Raw genomic sequence first — 18,891 nt, 5'->3', positions numbered from 1 at the left:
GGGAATATCCTTCCCGGCTTCGTATCTATGTGGGCGTGGGTGAAACGGATTGATCGCATGAATCGGCAATGATGGCACCGGAACCCGTAATTCGGAAACGAGTTACGCACTACTTCAGACCGAATTTGCCTGAAGCATGTGGTGGGTTTGTTTAAACCCCAACAAAACAGAAGGCCGCAACCCCGGGACGTCCGGGCGACGCGAGGAACCTCTCTGTTGTTCCACCTGTACGTCACCGTTCCGAGGAGTATCCCATGAAGAAGGTTATCGCCGCCCTCGTCGTCGCCCTGACCGTCTCCACCGTTGTTGGCTGCGGCGGCGCTACCGCCACGACCAAGCCGGCTTCGGGCAAGTAATTCGATGCCCGCTTATGGCGGGCACCACGTTCGCGTGGAACAAGGGTCGACCGTTGATCGGTCGACCCTTTGTCGTTTTCATAGCATGCCCACAGCGGATTCGGCACGGCATCGGATTCTGGTTAGTGGCCGTATCGCCGACGCTGCCCGAAATCGCAAATCGCTGATCGTGAAGGAGTTAACCGTGAAACGTTCCTTAATATTCGGACTGCTTTTCGCACTCTGCGTCGGCGCGATCGGGTGCGGTGGTTCCCGTGAACGCGGCAAGAACAGCGACTACGACCGGCCGACGACACAACCGAAGAAGTGAGCGGTACCAGAGAAGAACCGCAGATTACGCGAATGAACGCAGATCAGGACAGAAGAAAGTTGCAAGTCCTATATTTGTAATATCTTAGCATTTTGCGTAATTATACCGTCCGTTCCGCGCTGGTTTTATCTGCGTTCATCCGCGTGACCCGCGGTTCCTTGCTGTAACCTACGCCAGAATCTCCTGGATCACTTTGCCCTTCACGTCGGTGAGCCGCTCGTCTTTTCCGTTGTGGAAGAACGTCAGTTTCGTATGATCGAAACCGAGCAGGTGCAGGATCGTCGCGTGGAAGTCGTGGACGTGAACGCGGCCGTCGACGCCGTAGAGTCCGAACTCGTCCGTCGTCCCGTGAACGCACCCGCCCTTCACGCCGCCGCCCGCCATCACCATTGAGAAACCGTAGGGGTTGTGGTCGCGCCCGCTCGCGCCCTCGCTCATCGGTGTGCGCCCGAATTCGCCGCCCCAAATCACCAGCGTGTCGTCGAGCATCCCGCGCTGTTTGAGGTCGCGGATGAGCGCCGCGGATGGCTGGTCCGCGCGGCCGCACATCTTCGTGTGGTTGCCCTCAATGTCCGAGTGGGCGTCCCACTGGCTCCCCGCGCCGCAATACACCTGCACGAACCGCACGCCGCGCTCGACGAGGCGCCGGGCGAGTAGGCACCGGTGACCGAACTCGGCCGTCTCCTTGCGATTCAGCCCGTACATCTCCTTCGTTTTCTCGCTCTCCTTCGACAGATCAACGACATCGGGGGCGCTGGCCTGCATGCGGAACGCGAGTTCGTAAGCGGCCTGGCGCGCGGCCAGTTCCGTGTCGCTCGCGCGCTCGCGGCGGTGGATGGTGTTCAGTTCGCCGATGAGTGCGAGTTTGTCCTTTTGACGCTCCCCACCAACACCCGCAGGCGGGTTCAGGTTCAGGATCGGGTTCGGCCCGTTGCGGAACAGCGTGCCCTGGTAGGTCGCGGGCATGTAGCCGGTGCCGTAGTTCCGCGCGCCGCCGAGTGGTTCCGGTCCGCCCTCGGTGAACACCACGAACCCGGGCAGATTGCGGTTCACGCTCCCGAGGCCGTACAGCGCCCACGAACCGAGGCTCGGGCGCCCCGCGAGGATGGAGCCGGTGTTCATCTGGCACACGCTGCCGACGTGATTCAGCCCGTCGGCCCAGCACGCACGCAGAACCGTGAGGTCGTCCGCGCACTTGGCCAAGTGCGGCAACCAGTCGCTCACGTCCAGCCCGCTCTTACCGTGTTTGGCGAACTTCCGCTTGCTGGCGAGCAGGTTGTTCCCGCCCGTACCCATCGGCGTGAGCACCTTACCGAAGCTCGCGGGCAGCGGTTTGCCGTGCTGTTTGGTCAGCTCCGGCTTCGGGTCGAAGAGGTCGACGTGTGACGGTCCGCCTTCCATGAACAGGAAGATCACGGACTTCGCTTTCGCCTCGAAGTGTGGCTTCTTCGGCGCGAGCGGATCGGCCGGTGTGTGCGTTGCGGGTGACGACTCCGCGGCCGCGAGCGCGGACAGCGCAAGAGCGCCGAACCCGCCCCCGGCCGCGGTGAGGAAGTCGCGTCGCGAGGCGAGTGCGGGAACGTGTGGGAAACGGTGACTCATCACAGCGCCTCGTTGCGATTGCGTGCGCTCGGAATTTGGCAGGAGCGACGCTCTCGGAACCGTACTAAAAGAGCAGGGGCGATAGTGCTCGGCAGGTCCATCAGTTGTACCCGCAACCGCCCCGTCGAAACCAGCACTAACTGCTGCAAAGGTTCTCAGCTTCACACCCAACATTGCCAGGGTTGCGCCATGTCGCTTCCCTTACATAACCGCCAATCGCTCTCATTGTCTGATCCGCGTAATTTGCGTTGTCCGCGGTTCATCCTTCTGCTTCTCAACACTGGACACTTACTCGCATTCAGCGCGGCATCACGTACCTATCGCTCTGCGGATCAGTGCGGAGTGACAAATGCTAACGTTTTCGGCCCCGCGGCAGATTTTGTTCGCGGCGTTGAGCCTTAAGTGTTGCGTTCACAATACGTTGACGCGATTTAGCTCCACTGGGTGCTTGTGCAGAATGCTAACATCGGCTAACACACCGCTCCAAAACCTCCATTTCACCCCCGTGCGCGGCTAACAACAGGCTGACACTCCCCCTCCCAAAACGTCTTCGTCTTGTCGGCATCAGAACGTCTGCGCGGCTTCGATACACTCAATTATACGACAGTGGACAGAAGGATAGATTCGGAGGTGCGGTCGATAGATGTCGCTGGTCCGCCGCCGTTTAAATTGTCTACTGTAGTCGACCTCGATCATCAGGTTGCAAGAGTGCGATGGTTGAGCACTGTTCGCCCCCTTAGTTCTGGGGTGCCCCTCATTGTTTAGACCAAAAATTGTCCTTCCTACTCCCACCCGGGGGCGTCCGTGACCCCGGGATCACCGTCCACGCTCACCGCTCCAGGCGCCCGACCCTGAACTGCCCCCTGGTCCGTGTTGAACACCACCAGGGGCCGGCTCAACGCCTCCTCCAGCACCTCCCGGCAGAACGAACCGTCCCGCACGTTCGACGGGCGCCAGGCCACCACATACCGGCCGAACCCGTCGAGGGTCGTGGCCGGGTATATGAACCCGCTCGACAGCGCTCCGCCAACCCTGGGCGCTCACTCTCCCATCATTGCTAACAGTTTCCGCGCACAGGCTTCCGCGAAGGCCGGGTCGTTGATGTGTTGATCGAGTTCGATCAGTTCCACGTAGGGCGCGATCCAGTTGCGCAGGCTCTGGAAGAGGGCCGCGTCCGCGTCAGGCCACCAGAACGGCTTCCCCTCGGCGTCGATCGCGGACACCCCTCGGAGCGGCACCAGCACGCACGTCGGGCTGCTCGACGCGCTCGTTCGCTCCGCGATGTCCTTCCCCAAGCGGTCCATTTCTTCGGGCGTAGTGCGCATCAGTGTGACGGTCGGGTTGTGCTGGTAGAACAGTCGCTCCTTGTACCGCTCGGGCACGGTGTCCCGCGGGCCGAAGTTCACCATATCCAGCGCGCCGAGCGAGACGACTTGTGGTACCCCCGCGATCGCCGCCGCCGTCAGACGGTCCGGACCCGCGGAGAGCACGCCGCCCACCAGTTCGTCTGCCAACTCCGTCGTGGTGATGTCGAGCACGCCCGCGATGAGGCCGTCGCGAATCAGCCCCTCCATCGTGCGCCCGCCGGTACCGGTCGCGTGGAACACGAGCACCTCGTACCCCGCCGATTCGAGCACCTTCCGCGCCGCTTCTACGCACGGGGTGGTCACGCCGAACATCGTGGCAGCAACGACCGGTTTATCGGGGGAAGGCTGTAACCCCTCCCCAACTCCTCCCAGCTTGCTCTCCGGCCCTGTCAGCGGAGCTTCTCGCGGGCCGGAGCGGGGAGAGGGGCTTAAAACCGCCGATGCCTCTGTTCCCCCTTCCTTCTTAGGGAAGGGGGTTAGGGGGTTAGGTTGCTTCCCGCCCACCATCCCCGCCATCGCTCCCGCCGCGTTGTTGAGCACTGCGCGACTAATGCGATTCAGCCCAGCGATATCCACAACGGAGTACATCATCATCACGTCGCGCGTGCCGACGTAGTGCTGGACCTGCCCGCTCGCGAGCGTGCTGACCATCAGCTTCGGCACTCCCACCGGGAGCGCCCGCATCGCGGCGGTGGCGATCGTCGTACCCGCAGACCCACCCAACCCGAGCACGCCGGAGAGCTTCCCCTGCTTGTGTAAGTCAGCGGCGAGCTTCGCAACTCCTTTCGCAGCCAGTTCAACCGCCTTTCCTCGGTCCGCGGCAGCCTTGACCTGTGCGTGCGTCGTCCCGGCTGCGGCAAAGATCGTTTCTCGCGAAATATCCGAGGCAAACGCGGGCGGGGCCAACACGCCGGCGTCGGCCACGAGCACAGAAACACCAGCCGCCCGAAGTTGATCGCGAACGTATGCGAACTCGGTTCCCTTAGTGTCCAGGGTGCCGATAAGCAGTACGGACATGGAACGCCCTCCCGTGATTCCGCGTCTGACCGGTTAAGTTTAAATCGCGTGATATGTTACATGTAACGAGTACCCGGCGACGAGGGCGGCGAAAATGCACCCGGTATTGCGGCGCATCCTATTACACGGTGGGCTAACCGCAGGAACTCTCGCGCTCATCGGAATGATGTTCGCCGAACTCGCCGGCCTGTGGCTCACCGGTAGTGCCACCCGCAGCAGTGCCGACCCGGACGAAGAAATCAACACGTCCCTTCGCTCCCGCATCCCGTTCACGATGGCGCTTTGGGGGTTCGGGTTCGTCGCGGTGAGCGAACTCGTTATCTGGCGCGTTCGCGGAAATCGTCCGGCCACATCGCAGCAAACTGGCCCGCAGACCGAGCAGTCCCAAGATGAGGCCGAAAAGCTCCTGAACGAACTACTCGCCCAGGCCGAAGCGAAAATGGCTCTGGAAGCCGAGAGTCAGAAGGCAGAGGACAGAAAACAGAACACAGAAAGCGAAGAGCAGAAGACAGAAGACAAAGAGCAGAACCGCGGATAAACGCAGATCACGCGGATCAGAACCAGGAACCGAGATCCGGCTTGGTTTTCGTAGCTCCGAAGCCGGCAGAACACCGGTAGCGCGAAGCGTTCGTGCCTCAGCTTCGTAATCGTCCGCATCTCATCCCGTCCGTATCCTGTCATTCGGGCCTTACCTCTTCCCGAACCCCCACTCCTCAATGCAATCGCGTTCCGATATTCTCGCGCGGTTCCGCGCCCAAGTCGCGGCCGGTGTTCCGATCGTCGGCGGCGGGGCCGGTACCGGTCTCTCGGCCAAGTGCGCCGAGATGGGCGGGATCGATCTCATCATCATTTACAACTCGGGCCGGTTCCGCATGGCGGGGCGCGGGTCGCTCGCCGGACTGCTCCCCTACGGCGACGCGAACCAGATCGTCATGGACATGGCCCGCGAGGTGCTGCCGATCGTGCAGCGCACGCCGGTCCTCGCGGGAGTTTGCGGTACCGACCCGTTCCGCGTGATGAAGCGCTTCCTCCTCGACGTAAAGGACGCCGGGTTCAGCGGCGTGCAGAATTTTCCCACGGTAGGCCTGTTCGACGGCACTCTTCGCGTCGGGCTGGAAGAAACCGGCATGGGTTACGCGCTCGAAGTAGACATGATTAAGGCCGCACGCGACCTCGACCTACTCACCTGCCCCTACGTTTTCACGCCCGAGGAAGCGGAGCAAATGGCGCGCGCCGGTGCAGACGTTCTCATCCCGCACATGGGGCTGACCACAAAAGGGGCAATCGGCGCGAAGACGGCCCTTTCGCTCGAAGAGTCCGCGAAGCGCGTGCAGGAACTCGCGAACGCGGCGAAGGCCGTGAACCCGGAGATCCTGGTGCTGTGCCACGGCGGGCCGATTTCCGAACCCGACGACGTGCGCTACGTCCTCGACCACACGACAGGTATTGTTGGCTTCTTCGGCGCGTCGAGCATCGAGCGCCTGCCGACCGAAGTCGCGATCACGGGGTGCGTGAAGCAGTTCAAATCGCTGAAACTGGCATGAAGCAATGTCCGACGAAGACGCATTCCTGACGGGCATCGCGAGCGACCGTGCCGACCGCACGCGGTTGCTCGTGTTCGCGGACTGGCTCGCGGACCAAGGCGACCCGCGCGAGGAGTTCGTGCGCACTCACACGCGGTTGCTCGACATGGACGGCACCGAATCGGAGTTCGCGGGACTTGACAAAGTTTGGAACCGCTGGGTTCGCGGGCGCCCGTCCTCACGAAGCCGGCGCACGCGGATCTCCGACCGGTGGCTCGACGCGATGTGCCGCGTCTGCACGATCGCGGACGTGAACCAGTACACGCTCAACGGCCCGCGCTCGTTGCTGGCTCTCACCCAAGCGAAAATCTTCGGGCCGCGCGACCACCTGGACCCGACCCCAAGTCTCCGACTCAACTTGTACCGCGGGCGCGCGGGCGATTTCGGTTCTCCGTTCGATTTCGTCGCCCAAACGGTGCTCACCGATCTCCGCGAAGACCCGTTCCGGTCGCGCGAAATCGCCGCGATCGATTCGTGCTTCCCGATCACGCGCGGGCGGTTCTGGCAGAGCTGGTTGGGGCACCTGCACCAACTCCGCGAAGCGCCGCCGCTCCCGTCGCCCGAAGCGGACTACCCGTTCCTGGCCGCCCAGTACATCGACGGCGGCGACAACAACCACGGCCTCGTGGCGACATACGTGAACGATTACTTCGCGCTCACCTGGTCCATGAGGGAGTGAGTAAGTCGCTCCGCCGCACAATCACGAACGGCGGAGTAACTGCGGTAACATCTCACTTCTTCAGGTACTTCTCGAACCACGCGAGATCCCATTCCATCTTCGCGGTGCGGAACGAGAGCGTGCCCAGCCCGTGCGGTTGCCCCGGGTACACGCACAGTTCCGTCGGCACCTTCTTGTACTCCTTCAGCGCCCGGTACAGCATCCGGCTGTGCCCCGGCGGGCACCGGTCGTCGTTACCGCCGACGTGGATCAGCGTCGGCGTCGTCACGTTGCCGATGCCGTAGGTCGGCGAGGTCTTCTTGTACATATCCGCCTGTTCCCACGGCAGCCCCTTCTTGAACACGATCGGGTACGCCGGCTCGTCGTTAAAGCCCCACTCCGCGACCGTGTCCAGAATGCCCGCTCCGCTCGATGCGGCCTTGATCTTCACCGGCGGGTTCTTCATCGTGATGAGGCAGTTCGTGAGGTACCCGCCGTTGCTCCAGCCCATCACCGCGACGCGCTCCGGGTCCGCGATGCCCTCTTTGATGAGGTGCTGAATCCCCGCGACGATGTCCTTCACGTCGAGGTCGTTCTCGTTGCCGATCAGGTCCGTCACGAACTTGTCGCCGTAACCGGTGGACCCGCGGTAGTTCGGACACAGCACCGCGTACCCCTTCGCGGCGAAGTACAGCCGACCGTTGTGCGCGTCGAAGCGCAGGTCGTTGCAGCTCGACGTGGTCGGCCCGCCGTGGATCGCGACCACCAGCGGCAGCGGCTTGTCGCCCTTCTTGTACCCGTGGGGCAGTTCGAGCGGCCCGCCGATACTCGCGCCGTCCGGCGCCTTCCAGGTGACGTGCTCGACGCTCGGGAGCTTCCAGGACGCGGTGTGCGGGTTCGGGTCCACGAGCGTTTCAAACTTGCGGGTCGTCGCGGAACGGACCTTCAAGACGGGAAAACTGGTCCCGTCCCCGACCAGTACGGCCCGCACGCGCGGTTCGGGCCGGTAGTGGACCGCGTACACGACCTGTTTCTCCGGGAACTGTGCGGACGGGGCGTGCGTGGCTTCGTCCTTCAGCACGTAAGTACGAGCGGTGTTGTACCCCGCGTACTCGTGGAGGTACGAGAGCGAACCGTCGCTGATCCACTGCAACGGGCTGCCGTACCCCCGCACGTGAACCTGTTGTTCCCGCACCGAAGGTGCAGCGACTTGGTTGCGGTTCGCCCGGATCGTGGTCCACTTTCCGTCCTTCTCTTCGCCGATGATGAGTTCGGTCGGGTACGCATCGTGAATCGCGCAGAAGGCGTAGCGCGTGCCGGCCGGGTTCCAGGTCAGTCCTTCGAGCCACGCATAGGGGCTCGAAGCCTTCGCGCGGTAGATGTCCGTCGGCGGGGTGGTGATCTTCCCGCCCTCCCACACGTCCACGCGCGACTCGCCCTCGGATTTCACGATCGTGTCGTCGAACGCGCTCACCATCACGATCCGCTTGCCGTCGTCCGTCACCGCGAACTCGCGGATGTAGCGGTTATCGGCCAGCACCTTCTCCGGTTCCGCGCCCGGCTTATTCACAGAGAACAGCTCGCTCACCGCGCGCGTGCCGTGCCCGTAATCGACCTTCCCGAACTTCTCGCGGAGCGCGCTGAAATCGTCCTTGTCGGTCGCACTCGCGTCGGTGGTGAAGTACACGGTGTCGGTCTTCGGGGCATAGTCGAAATTGATGATCCCCGCCTTCACGTCGGTGACGGCCTCGGGCTTACCATCGACCGGCACCTTCCACACCTGAGACTTGGCGTCCTTACCGCGATTCGCGACGACGTAAATCGCCTTGCCGTCGCCTGCCCATTTCAGGTGCCGGTCGTTGGCGCGGTCGCTGGTGAGTTGCGTCGGCTTTCCCTTTCCATCCGTGTCCACGACCCACAGTTCCGAGGCGCGCCGGTCGCTCTTTTTGTCCCACGTCGCGAGCGCGTAAGCGACCTGCTTACCGTCGGGCGAGACCGCGATCTCGTTGATCGTGTTGACGGTCGCGTAGTCGGCGGGAACGATGTCGTGCGTGCGCTCGGGCGGCGCGGCGGCCAACCTCCCGACGGCAACAAATAACACGACGAGGGGAATGAGGCGGCGCATGGACGGCTCCGTGAGTGGATGAACGGAGCCAGTATAGCGGCAGGTCTACTGCGCCCGCGACACTCAATCTTCGTCCGGTTCGGCGGTGTCCGGGTGGTACTTGCGGATGAGCTTGCGCACGGTCGCACGAGCCAGACCGAGCCACCGCGCGGCGACGAGTCGGTTACCGTCCACCTGGCGCAGCACCTCGTCGAGCACCGCCGGCTCGATGGCGTCGATCAGCGTCTGGTGCAGGTCGGCCGGCTCGCGCCCTTCGAGTGCCTGAACCTGTTCGCGTACCCACTCGGTGACGAGCGATCGCAGGCGCTCGGGAGTAGATGCTGGCCCGGCCGCGGTACTCGGGTCCGGGAAGTGTTCCGGCCGCAGTGCCGCGCCGCGTGCTTCGATCGCAGCGTGTTCGAGCGCGTTACGGAGTTCGCGCACGTTGCCCGGCCAGGGGCGCGATTTCAGGAACGCGAGCGTTTCCGCGGGGACCGCACTGCCGGGATTCGGTACGCCGAACTTGCGAAGGAAGTGCTCCGCGAGCAGCGGGATGTCGTCCACGCGGTCGCGAAGCGGCGGGAGGTGGATGGGATAAACGTTCAGTCGGAAAAAGAGGTCGTGCCGGAACTTCCCCTCGCGCACGGCCGCGGAGAGGTCCGCGTGCGTGGCCGAAACGACGCGCACGTCCACGACCTGCGACTCACTGCCGCCGACGGGCTGCACTTCTTGGCGCTCCAGCACGCGGAGCAACTTCGCCTGGACCGGTAACGGGATGTCCGCGAGTTCGTCGAGGAACACGGTCCCACCGTCGGCGAGCTTCATCAGCCCGTCGCGTGCCCGTTCCGCGCCCGTAAACGCGCCCTTGATGTGCCCGAACAGTTCGCTCTCAACCAGGTTCGTGTTGTACGCGGCCACGTGTGCGGCGAGCAGCGGCTTGTGCCGGCGCGGGCTGTTCGCGTGGATCGCGCGGGCTACGAGTTCCTTACCGGTCCCGCTCTCACCCGTAACGAGCACGCACGCATTCGTCGGCGCGACCATCGCGATCCGTTTGAACACGGTCTGCATGGTCGGGCTGCGGCCGATAATCGCATCGGGGCTGGAATCCACCTCGACGAGCGTGGAGCCCAAGAGACCCGACTTCCCGGGCGCGTCGCGTTCGACCAGCGCGCGGTTCGCGGCGTCGAGCGCTTGGGCCAACTCGAACGGCTTCGCGAGGTAGTCGAACGCGCCGCCCTCCACGGCCTTCACCGCGGTGTTCAGGTTCCCGTGCGCGGTGATGACCACAACCGCGGCGCTCGGGGCCACTTTCTTGATCTCACCGAGTGCGGTGAGGCCGTCCATTCCGGGCAGCCGAACGTCGAGGAAAACAAGGTCGGGCGCGCTCTGGCGCGCCTTCATTAGCCCGTCTTCCGCGGTGGCCGCGACCGAAACGTGGTGCTTTTCCCGCTCGAACGCCCGCCGCAGCGTCCACGCAATCGGCTCCTCGTCGTCGATGATGAGTACGGAATGAGGCATATGGTCCCGCGCGTTCGGTATCGAGGCGGCGATTTCTTCAATCTTACACGATTCGCCGGGTGCCGATCTACGGTCCCGGTCATTAGTACAACGACCGACAGCCCCAGAACCTAACGGAGCCGCCATGACCCGCACGCTCGCCACCCTCATGACCATAATCGCCGCCGGATTTGTTAACGCCGCCGAACCGAAAGTGGAAATCGTGGGGCACCGCGGGGCGTCGTTCGACGCGCCGGAGAACACGGTGGCCGCGATCAAGCTCGCGTGGGAGCAAAAAGCGGACGCCTCCGAGTTCGACATTTACCTCACGAAAGACGGCAAACTCGTCGTGATCCACGACGCGACCACCAAGCGCACCGCGGGCGAAGACAAGAAGGTGGCCGATTCGACGCTCGAAGAACTGCGGACGCTCGATGCGGGCAAGTGGAAGGGCGCGAAGTTCGCAGGCGAGAAACTGCCGACCCTGGACGAAATGCTCGCCACCGTCCCGGCCGGCAAGCGGGCGTTCATTGAAGTGAAGTGCGGTCCCGAAGCGGTGCCGGAGATGGCCCGCGTCATCAAAGCGAGCAAGTTAACGACCGAACAGGTGTGCGTCATCAGCTTCAACGCGGACGTGATCGCGGCCACCAAGAAGGCCCGCCCGGACCTGCAAGCGCTGTGGCTCGTGAGCCTGAACACGAAGGGCAAGCCGCGCACCGCGGACGAATTGATCGCGAAGGCGAAGGAGATCAAGGCCGACGGCCTCGACCTCTCCGCGACGCCCGCGGTGCTGGACAAAGCATTCGCCGCGAAGATCAAGGCCGCGGGCCTGAAGCTCTACGTGTGGACCGTGAACGACGCGGACCTGGCGAAAAAGATGATCGAGGTGGGCGCGGAGAGCATCACGACGGACAAACCGGGCTGGCTGCGCGAGCAACTGACGAAGTGAGGGTGCGTAAGTCAGTGACGAGCTACCAACTCGAAGCAGGCTTCGAGTTGCTTTGTTGCTTCGTCGGGATTGCAGTCGGCTCTCTCTGGGAACGAAATCCGCAGTTCTCGCAAGTCGCGAAGTGCGTCGGGTAGGAGTAACGCTTTGATCATCGCCTGTCGCATGCTCACGTGCGACAGGTCTAAAACTCGTATTTTCCGGGTAAACTCCGAGTGAACGAATTTGTCCAAACACTGATCGTCGCTATCTTGCCATTCCGAATCGGCACCGCGTGATAAAGACACCTTGCGAAGCTGTTTCGATATGGACGACTCAGCCAACCAAGCTAGATCGCTGACATTCAACAAGCACACTTCACCTATCAAGAACCCGGCCCAATAATTTGCGATTTCCTCAATTTGCTGATCTCCAAGAATCACATCTGTTCTTAGGAAACCTCGTTCAAAGTGAACCGCGTCTATCCAAATCAATTCGAGTGAACTCGCGAGCGACCAATCATCGTATAGCCGGTTCCACACGCGGCCGATCTCTTCCCACAGTCGGTTTGCCTCATCGCTCCACAGCTTCTCGCGGGCCGCAGCGCACTGTAAGCGGATGAACTGCGCGTAATCTTCTTGTCCGTGCTCTTGAAGCCAGTCGGCGTACACCAGGCGCGGCGTATCGTCGCCGGGGTTGTCAAAGATCGCGTCGAGGAGCGCGTCGGCTTCGGGGTGCATGGCGGGCTCGCTCCAGTGCGTCACGCTCCCGCGGGGCGGCGTAGGTGCGGTGCTGGCAAACGTACCGGAAGCCGATGCGCTCGTAAACCGGGATGCTCTTCGGACCGGACCGTAGCGTCGCGTTCGTACAGCCCCGTGTGGCGGCGTGAGCGAGAGCCGCACGCGACACCGCTTCGCCGTAGCGCCGGCCGCGGTGTTCTTCCAGTGTCGCGACGCCCCACAACACCGCCGTGGTCCCGATCCGCGAATAGCCGGCCGCGGTCACATCGACGCCGTCAACCGAACCGACGAACAGCGCGATGTCCGGATCGAGCACGAATTCGAGCGACGGAACCATCAGGTCCGCCATCTCGGGCGGCGCCTGAAACGCGGCAGAGGTAATCGTTTTGTACGCCGTGGCATCGCGTTCGGTTTGCGCGTGGCGAACGACCAGCTCCGGCCCCCGCCGGCGCGCGCGTCAATTTCCCTTAGCACGTAGGCGGGTTCGTCCTCGGCCACGGCCCACCCGCGTGCGAGTAACTCGGCTTCCATCGGGTGCCCGGCGTCACCTTCGACGAGAATCCCCCACCCCTGTTCGCAGCCCGCAAAGAATTCGCGTGCGACCGGGAGGAGTTCGTTCAGCGCCGGTGCGTTACCGTGCAGCACAGAAGCGAAGTTGAACCCGGGACCGGGCAACACGCTCGCGATGAGCGCGACCCCACGCCATTCGCGGAACCGCCCCTGTGCGAAGTACTTGAGGTACGGCGGTTCTGCGAGGCACAGCGACCTGTGTGCGATGTCCCGGTCCGTTGGCTGCGGCATGTCGTTGCCCGTTGGTTTTTTCGGCGCCGCGAGGAGCGTTACTCCGTCTCTTCCCACACGCTACTCATTGCGCCGATCTCTTCAAAGTACGTGAGCATTCGCTGGTAGAACGGGTCGTTCGCGAGGGTCGCGCTGTCGCCGATGACGAGTAACTTGCGCCGCGCGCGTGTGAGGGCGACGTTCGTGCGCCGGGTGTCCGCCAGGAAGCCGATTTCGCCCTCGTTGTTGGACCGCACGAGCGAAACGACGATCGCTTCCTTCTCGCGCCCCTGGAAGCCGTCCACACTATCGATCTCCAGACCCGGCACGTCACCGATACGTTCGCGCAATAATCGAACTTGTGCCCGATACGGCGTAATAATGCCGATTTGGGACGCTTCTACCCCCGCGGCGAGCAGCGCGCGGACCTTCTTCACCGCGAGGGCCGCTTCCTGTACGTTGCGCCGGCTGCCGGTGTCCTCTTCGAGTTCCTCGTCATAACTCGCGCCGGCCGTATCGATGAATTGCACCGGAGTTTCGGTGAGTGGATCGGCGGTCACGTTCGGCAAATCGCACAAGCGGTGCCCCGCGACGCTCTCGTGCGCAATCAAGTTGCCGTCGTAGAACTCCTGATTCGAGAAGCCCATAATCGCGGCGTTCATCCGGTGCTGCACGGTGAGCAGGCGCGATACATCCGGCCCGAACTGCCGCACGAGCCGCTCCATGAGGCTGATCGAAAGCCCGCGTTCGGCCGCCTCCGGTGAAATGATCGTCGGGGGAAGCTGGCAGTGATCCCCCGCGAGGATGAGTTTGTTCGCGCGCAGGAGCGGCACCCACGCGGCCGGCTCGGTGGACTGGCACGCCTCGTCAATCACCGCGATATCGAACCGGCGCTGGCCCAAAAGCTGACTGTCCAAACCGGTGAGCGTGGCGCAAACGACTTTGGCCTCGTCCAGCACGCGCTCGACCGCGAGCGCTTCGAGCTTGCGGGCCTCGCCGAGCATGTCGCGTGCTTCGCGCCGGAGCGCGGCCTTCTCCCCCGGTTGCGGCTTCTCGCGCGTCCACTTATCGGCTTGCCGGAACAGCGCGAACGCATCGCGGGCGATTTTGCGCGCTTGCCGGGCGTCGGGGTGCTTCTCCGCGAGTATGTCGATGGCCCGCGCCCGCAGTTCCGGCATCACGCGGGCCGGGTGCCCGAGCCGGACCGGGAGTTCGCCCGCCGCGAGCAATTTTTCGAGCAGGTTATCGACCGCATGGTTACTCGGCGCGCACGCCAGAACGGTATCCCCGCGTGCCACGGCTTCGCGAATGAACTCCACAACGGTCGTGGTTTTGCCCGTCCCCGGCGGACCGTGAATGATGGCGAAATCCTTCGCCGCCAACGCGAATTCGACCGCGGCACGCTGGGGCGGGTTCAGAGAAGAACCTAACCCCCTAACCCCCAGACCTGAAGGGAAGGGGGAGAAGAACCCCTCCCCAACCCCTCCCCCAAGGGGAGAGGGGCTTAATACGGGCACTGACAGATTTGTGTTTTCTGTACTCGGTTCTGTTCCCCCTTCCTTTTTAGGGAAGGGGGTTAGGGGGTTAGGTTGCCTTTCCTCCCCCTTCCCTTCAGGGAGGGGGGTGGGGGGGGTAGGTTGTCTTTGTTCCCCTTCCCCCAGCAGCACGTCGCGCAGTTCGGCCAACCGATCGCCGGTCGCGCTGGCCGCCCGGCGGAGGGCGTCTTGCTGGCGCAGGCGCGAAACTTCGTCCGGCGATAGGTCGAGGCGCCAGACGGCTTCGTCGGGAAGTTCGTCGTCGGGCGGGTCAATGGCGACGCCGATGGTCGCGGTGTCGCGGTCGTAGATCACGCCCCGATACGACGGCATCCGGCGGTTCACATTCGTCTGATTAAGTACGACGGGTGAACCCGGTCCGAGACGCGACGGCGGAAGTGCTTCATTCAGTGTTTTGCGGCCGAAGGTAAGCAGAAGCCGCCCGCCGAGGCCGAATTCCGAGTCCCGCAGAACCAGTTTGGTGAGTGTGGTTCCGTCGCCAACCGGCGAGCCTTCTTCGGCTTGCGCGCGACGCCGGGCCTCTTCCTGTTCGGCCTTCGCTTCGAGATCGAGGAGGTTGGAGAGGTTCGCGAGGTGGTTCGCGTCGGTAAAGTCGGCCTTGCCCGCGAAGCGGACCCGCACCGGCTTGTCCTGGAGTGTGGCTCCGTCGAGGGCGTTCACGAGTGCGGGGGCTTTCGCGTCCGGCACTTCGACCGTGGCCCCGCGGCCGACGAACGCGATCTTGCCGATGTGCTTACTATCGAGCTTCCCGCCCGTGCAAACAAACGAAAGCACCACGCCGGGAGAGCAGCGTGGTGGAACGGGATCAATGTGAATCAGGGCCATGTGCGAAACCGGCTCGTGACGCGGAGTTGTCTCGCGTCATGATACCAGCCGCACAAGGAGTAGTCGGTCAGTGGCTCGTGGCCGTGCCGATCGCGAGCTGGCGCCAGTGCCGCGCCTGGTTCGTGCGGTACCGGGCCGCGGCCTCGTCGTGGTTACCGTTTTCGTCTTCTTCGGTCTCACTCGGGACCGCATTGGCCCCCTGCGCGGACGCCGGTTCCACGTTTGAGCGCGCGAACCCCCACACGCACAAGCCGCACACCAGCGCCACCGCCATTAACACGCGCCGCAGATTCATTCTGATCCCCCCCCAGCGTCCTTGCGTGGTCGCGGGGTGATAACGTCGCGCGTGACCGAAGTCAACCATGTAGAGCGCGGAATTGCAGCGTCTCGCATCCAGGGGTTTCAACCCCTGGATGCTATGACTCCGCGTTCCGCGCTCCGAATTCCGCGATTTGTAATGGATCACGCTCGACTCGGCTCGCCCACGCGGTCACTCCGGCCCAGTCGGAAGCGAGCTTCGCGGCCAGGTCTTCGACGGCCGGGCGCTCGGTCGCGTAGTGTCCCGGAAGAATGAGCGCGACGTTCGCACCGCGTGCGGTTAGCGCGTCGTGGAACCGCACTTCGCCCGTGAGAAACACGTCTGCCTTCCGCTTGATCGCGTCGGATAAAAACTCCCCCGCGGCCCCGCACGCGAGCGCGACAGTTCGCACCGTGCGGTTCACATCGCCCACCACCTGCAACGCGGACGCCTTTAGCGAGGTCTTCGCACGTTTCGCAAGTTCGCCCAGTGTTGTAGGTTGCTCCAGTTCGCCGATTCGCCCCTCGCCGCCACTGGTGCCGGGCTTCAGCGGGTACACGTCGAACGCCGGCTCTTCGTAACTGTGAGCCTTGCGCATGGCTGCGATCGCCCCTGAAACGAGCGACTCGGGCACAACCACTTCCAGGCGCCATTCGCTCACGTCCTCGCGCCGCCCCTTCTGCCCGACGGTCGGATTGGTCGAGTCGGTCCCGAAAAAGGTGCCGGTACCCGCGAGCCGGAAGCTGCACTCGTTGTACTGTCCGATGATGCCCGCACCGGCCGCGAAGAGTGCGTCCGACACCTTCGACAAATCGGTCTCTGGTACGAAAACGACGAGCTTGCACTGGCGCCGGGCCTCGCGCGGGCGCAGCGGAGTTGCGTTCACCACGCCGAGCTTTTGACACAGGCCGTCATTGATCCCGCCCGCGCAGTTATCGAACGCGGTGTGCGGCGAGTACACCGCGATCCCCGCTCGTAACAGCGGTACCACGACCTGGCCGTCGGGCGTGGCCGTGGTGAGCTTCTTCGCGCCGCGGAACAGCACCGGGTGGTGCGAAACGATCAGGTTCGCGCCCTCGCGGACGGCTTCTTCGGCCACGTCGGGCGTGAGCGTGAGGCACGTCATCACGCGCTGAACGGCCGAACTCGGGTCGCCCAACAGCAACCCGACGTTGTCCCAATCCGCGGCTGTACCGCACGGGGCGAATCGATCGAGGTGAGCCGCACACTCAGCAACCGTAGGCATGGATGAGGTAACCCGTCGGTGAAAGGACGAAGACCACACTTCGGACTCAGAATAACGAGGCCCGCTACCTCGAACACTGTGCCTGCCACAAGTGCCAAGATTCCAACACATTACCTCAACGTGGGCTGTCGAATTCCGTGTTTTTGTGGTGAAATCATCTATTCCGAAAATTTATCGACGCGCTGGGGTGGTTCGTCCCAGTACATGATGTTCGCGGTTTACCGGGAGACCTGATGCCAATCGAGTCACCGCGTCCGCTCACCCAACAGTTGCTCCGCGTCGTGCTCGGCACGTCCGACGTGTCCGATCGCGATTTACTCGCTCGCTTCGTCGCCACCCGCGACGAGGAAGCGTTCGCGGAGATCGTGCGCCGGCACGGGCCAATGGTTCTGGCCGCGTGCCGACGGGTAACCGGGCGCCCGCACGACGCAGAGGATGCGTTCCAGGCGGCGTTCTTAGTGTTAGCTCGCCGGGCAAGCCACTTGACCCGGCCGGAGCTGCTCGCCAACTGGCTTTACGGCGTCGCGTGCCGCACCGCGCTGGATGCCCGCGCCTCGCGCCGCCGGGCCGAGGAGCACGTCGTGTCTGCCGCACCCGAACCGGCCGCGCCGAATCCGCGGGACGATACCGCGGACCTGCGCCGCGTGATCGACGAAGAATTAGCGAAACTGCCTGACAAGTACCGCACGGCCGTCGTGCTGTGCGACCTCGAGGGCCTTCCCCGGCACACCGCGGCCGCGCAACTGGGCATTCCCGAAGGAACGCTCTCGAGCCGCTTGGCGCACGCACGCAAGGTGCTAGCCGACCGGCTCGCACGACGCGGCGTCACGGCGAGCCTCACCGCGATCAGCGCCGTCATCGGGCGCGATTCGTTGGCGACCGTTGTCCCGCACACCCTGAGTCACACAACCGTTTACGCGGCCACGCGATTCGTACCTGGCGGGGTCGTCCCGCCGGGAGTGTCCCCGGCCGTTTCTTCCCTCACCGACGGAGTGCTGAAGACCATGCTCGCAACTCGTTTACGACAAGCATTCGGAATCGGCCTGCTGGCCTGCGGGCTGATCGGCGTCGGGGGCGCACTGGCCCAACAGCTCCGCGTTCCCGTGCAGGACCAAGATCCCGTGGTCGCACTCGTGCCCGACGACCGGGAAGTAGACGTGGCCCAACCGAAGACCGCACCGAAGAAGATCGCGGCGAAGGGCGTCGAGGACGACGACGTGCCCTACGCCACGTTCCCGACGCAAGCGGTCGTGCGGCTCGAAGAGGGCAAACTGATCGTGCGCCAGCGCGTGTCCTCATACGGTGCGGTCGCTGAAAGGACCGACAACGGGGGGTACGTGACGGTCTATCAGCACAAATCCGGTGTGCACGCTAAAACCCACGACCCGGCCGACATCGCCGTGTTCGACATGAAGGGCAACCGGCTCGCGCAAAAAGTGTGGAAAGAAACGCTCAAAAATGACGTTCACGCACTCATCACCAACGACGGGAAGCTCCCGAACCCGCGCGAACTGGCGCTCTTCAAGCAGGACACGCTGCTGATCGTACTCCCGGCGCCGACGGGCTACTACCCGATGTCGGGCAGCGGGGCAGCCACTTACGCCCCCGCCGAGGGCTTCGCTCCTCCGGTGGCCCGCCCCGGAACGACTTTCCCGCCGACACCGTCGCGCCAGCCGGTTCGCCCCACGCGGCCATCGACACCGGCACCGGACAGCGTCCCGCCGTCGACGACTCTGCCCGCTCCGACGATCCCCGCAGGGGGCCAGGATCTGATCCCGTCCTCGAACACTCCGGTGTTCCCCGCGCCGACGGGAAACTCGGTGCCCGCAGGGAACCCGGTTCCGGCAGGAAATCCGGCGCCGATCGGGAACCCGGACCGAATCCCGCCCTCGAACATTCCGCCGAGCACGATTCCCAACAGTGGTGAAGACGCGGTACCGGCGTCCACGCCGACCTCGATGTGAATCGCACTCCTGAAATGACGAACCCGCGGGCACCGGAAGTGCCCGCGGGTTCTTTTTGTTGAT

At 63.8% G+C, this 18,891-nt stretch carries 16 protein-coding genes; 6 read left to right on the top strand and 10 right to left on the bottom strand.

The window, feature by feature from the left end; translation table 11 throughout:
* The first annotated feature begins 540 nt into the window (after nt 1-540).
* Nucleotides 541-666, top strand: a complete 126-nt coding sequence (locus VT84_RS41790) for a hypothetical protein (RefSeq protein WP_255359513.1) — start codon at nt 541-543, stop codon at nt 664-666.
* A 168-nt stretch (nt 667-834) separates the two neighbouring features.
* Here VT84_RS41790 and VT84_RS28135 read toward each other — a convergent pair whose 3' ends face one another.
* Together VT84_RS28135 and VT84_RS28125 are read right to left on the bottom strand one after the other, a co-directional pair.
* Entirely contained in the window at nt 835-2,268 is a 1,434-nt protein-coding gene (locus VT84_RS28135) for a DUF1501 domain-containing protein (protein ID WP_082841832.1), read from the bottom strand.
* 1,040 nt (nt 2,269-3,308) lie between these two features.
* Nucleotides 3,309-4,652: a Tm-1-like ATP-binding domain-containing protein gene (locus VT84_RS28125; RefSeq protein WP_082841831.1), complete on the bottom strand. Its 1,344-nt coding sequence runs from the start codon at nt 4,650-4,652 to the stop codon at nt 3,309-3,311.
* 94 nt (nt 4,653-4,746) lie between these two features.
* Between VT84_RS28125 and VT84_RS28120 the strand changes: the two genes are divergently transcribed.
* From VT84_RS28120 to VT84_RS28110, 3 genes are all read left to right on the top strand, one after another.
* A complete protein-coding gene (locus VT84_RS28120; RefSeq protein ID WP_157469891.1) occupies nt 4,747-5,190 on the top strand; it encodes a hypothetical protein in 444 nt (147 codons plus the stop codon).
* Between the two features lie 178 nt (nt 5,191-5,368).
* A complete protein-coding gene (locus VT84_RS28115) occupies nt 5,369-6,196 on the top strand; it encodes a phosphoenolpyruvate hydrolase family protein (protein WP_052556040.1) in 828 nt (275 codons plus the stop codon).
* Between the two features lie 4 nt (nt 6,197-6,200).
* Nucleotides 6,201-6,914, top strand: a complete 714-nt coding sequence (locus tag VT84_RS28110) for a TIGR02996 domain-containing protein (RefSeq protein WP_082841830.1) — start codon at nt 6,201-6,203, stop codon at nt 6,912-6,914.
* Nucleotides 6,915-6,966: 52 nt separating this feature from the next.
* Here the strand turns inward: VT84_RS28110 and VT84_RS28105 are convergent, their stop codons facing one another.
* Together VT84_RS28105 and VT84_RS28100 are read right to left on the bottom strand one after the other, a co-directional pair.
* The gene (locus tag VT84_RS28105) at nt 6,967-9,018 is read right to left on the bottom strand and encodes a S9 family peptidase (RefSeq protein WP_082841829.1); all 2,052 of its coding nucleotides are present in this window, start codon (nt 9,016-9,018) and stop codon (nt 6,967-6,969) included.
* Nucleotides 9,019-9,081: 63 nt separating this feature from the next.
* A complete protein-coding gene (locus tag VT84_RS28100; RefSeq protein ID WP_052556035.1) occupies nt 9,082-10,515 on the bottom strand; it encodes a sigma-54-dependent transcriptional regulator in 1,434 nt (477 codons plus the stop codon).
* Between the two features lie 124 nt (nt 10,516-10,639).
* Between VT84_RS28100 and VT84_RS28095 the strand changes: the two genes are divergently transcribed.
* A complete protein-coding gene (locus VT84_RS28095; protein ID WP_082841828.1) occupies nt 10,640-11,443 on the top strand; it encodes a glycerophosphodiester phosphodiesterase in 804 nt (267 codons plus the stop codon).
* 11 nt (nt 11,444-11,454) lie between these two features.
* Here VT84_RS28095 and VT84_RS28090 read toward each other — a convergent pair whose 3' ends face one another.
* The 6 genes from VT84_RS28090 to VT84_RS28065 form a co-directional block, all read right to left on the bottom strand.
* Nucleotides 11,455-12,159, bottom strand: a complete 705-nt coding sequence (locus VT84_RS28090; RefSeq protein ID WP_082841827.1) for a TIGR02996 domain-containing protein — start codon at nt 12,157-12,159, stop codon at nt 11,455-11,457.
* Complete coding sequence (locus VT84_RS28085) at nt 12,119-12,508, bottom strand: GNAT family N-acetyltransferase (RefSeq protein ID WP_082841826.1); 390 nt, start codon at nt 12,506-12,508, stop codon at nt 12,119-12,121. Before VT84_RS28085 ends, VT84_RS28090 begins: the two co-directional genes overlap by 41 nt.
* Nucleotides 12,496-12,960 (bottom strand): hypothetical protein, encoded by a 465-nt coding sequence (locus VT84_RS28080; RefSeq protein ID WP_082841825.1) that lies wholly within the window; start codon nt 12,958-12,960, stop codon nt 12,496-12,498. Before VT84_RS28080 ends, VT84_RS28085 begins: the two co-directional genes overlap by 13 nt.
* Nucleotides 12,961-12,998: 38 nt before the next feature.
* Nucleotides 12,999-15,320: an IGHMBP2 family helicase gene (locus VT84_RS28075; RefSeq protein WP_082841824.1), complete on the bottom strand. Its 2,322-nt coding sequence runs from the start codon at nt 15,318-15,320 to the stop codon at nt 12,999-13,001.
* 67 nt (nt 15,321-15,387) lie between these two features.
* Complete coding sequence (locus VT84_RS28070; RefSeq protein ID WP_082841823.1) at nt 15,388-15,615, bottom strand: hypothetical protein; 228 nt, start codon at nt 15,613-15,615, stop codon at nt 15,388-15,390.
* 121 nt (nt 15,616-15,736) lie between these two features.
* A complete protein-coding gene (locus VT84_RS28065; protein ID WP_052556026.1) occupies nt 15,737-16,864 on the bottom strand; it encodes a Nif3-like dinuclear metal center hexameric protein in 1,128 nt (375 codons plus the stop codon).
* A gap of 233 nt (nt 16,865-17,097) precedes the next feature.
* Here VT84_RS28065 and VT84_RS28060 point away from each other — a divergent pair, with 233 nt between their 5' ends.
* Nucleotides 17,098-18,828 carry an RNA polymerase sigma factor gene (locus VT84_RS28060; protein ID WP_082841822.1) on the top strand — a complete coding sequence of 577 codons (1,731 nt, stop codon included), beginning with the start codon at nt 17,098-17,100 and terminating at the stop codon, nt 18,826-18,828.
* Nucleotides 18,829-18,891: the final 63 nt, after the last annotated feature.

The organism is Gemmata sp. SH-PL17 (genome assembly GCF_001610855.1).
Classification (GTDB): domain Bacteria; phylum Planctomycetota; class Planctomycetia; order Gemmatales; family Gemmataceae; genus Gemmata; species Gemmata massiliana.
The sequence above is the reverse complement of the archived record's forward strand: the minus strand, read 5'-3'. Positions and strand labels throughout refer to the sequence as shown.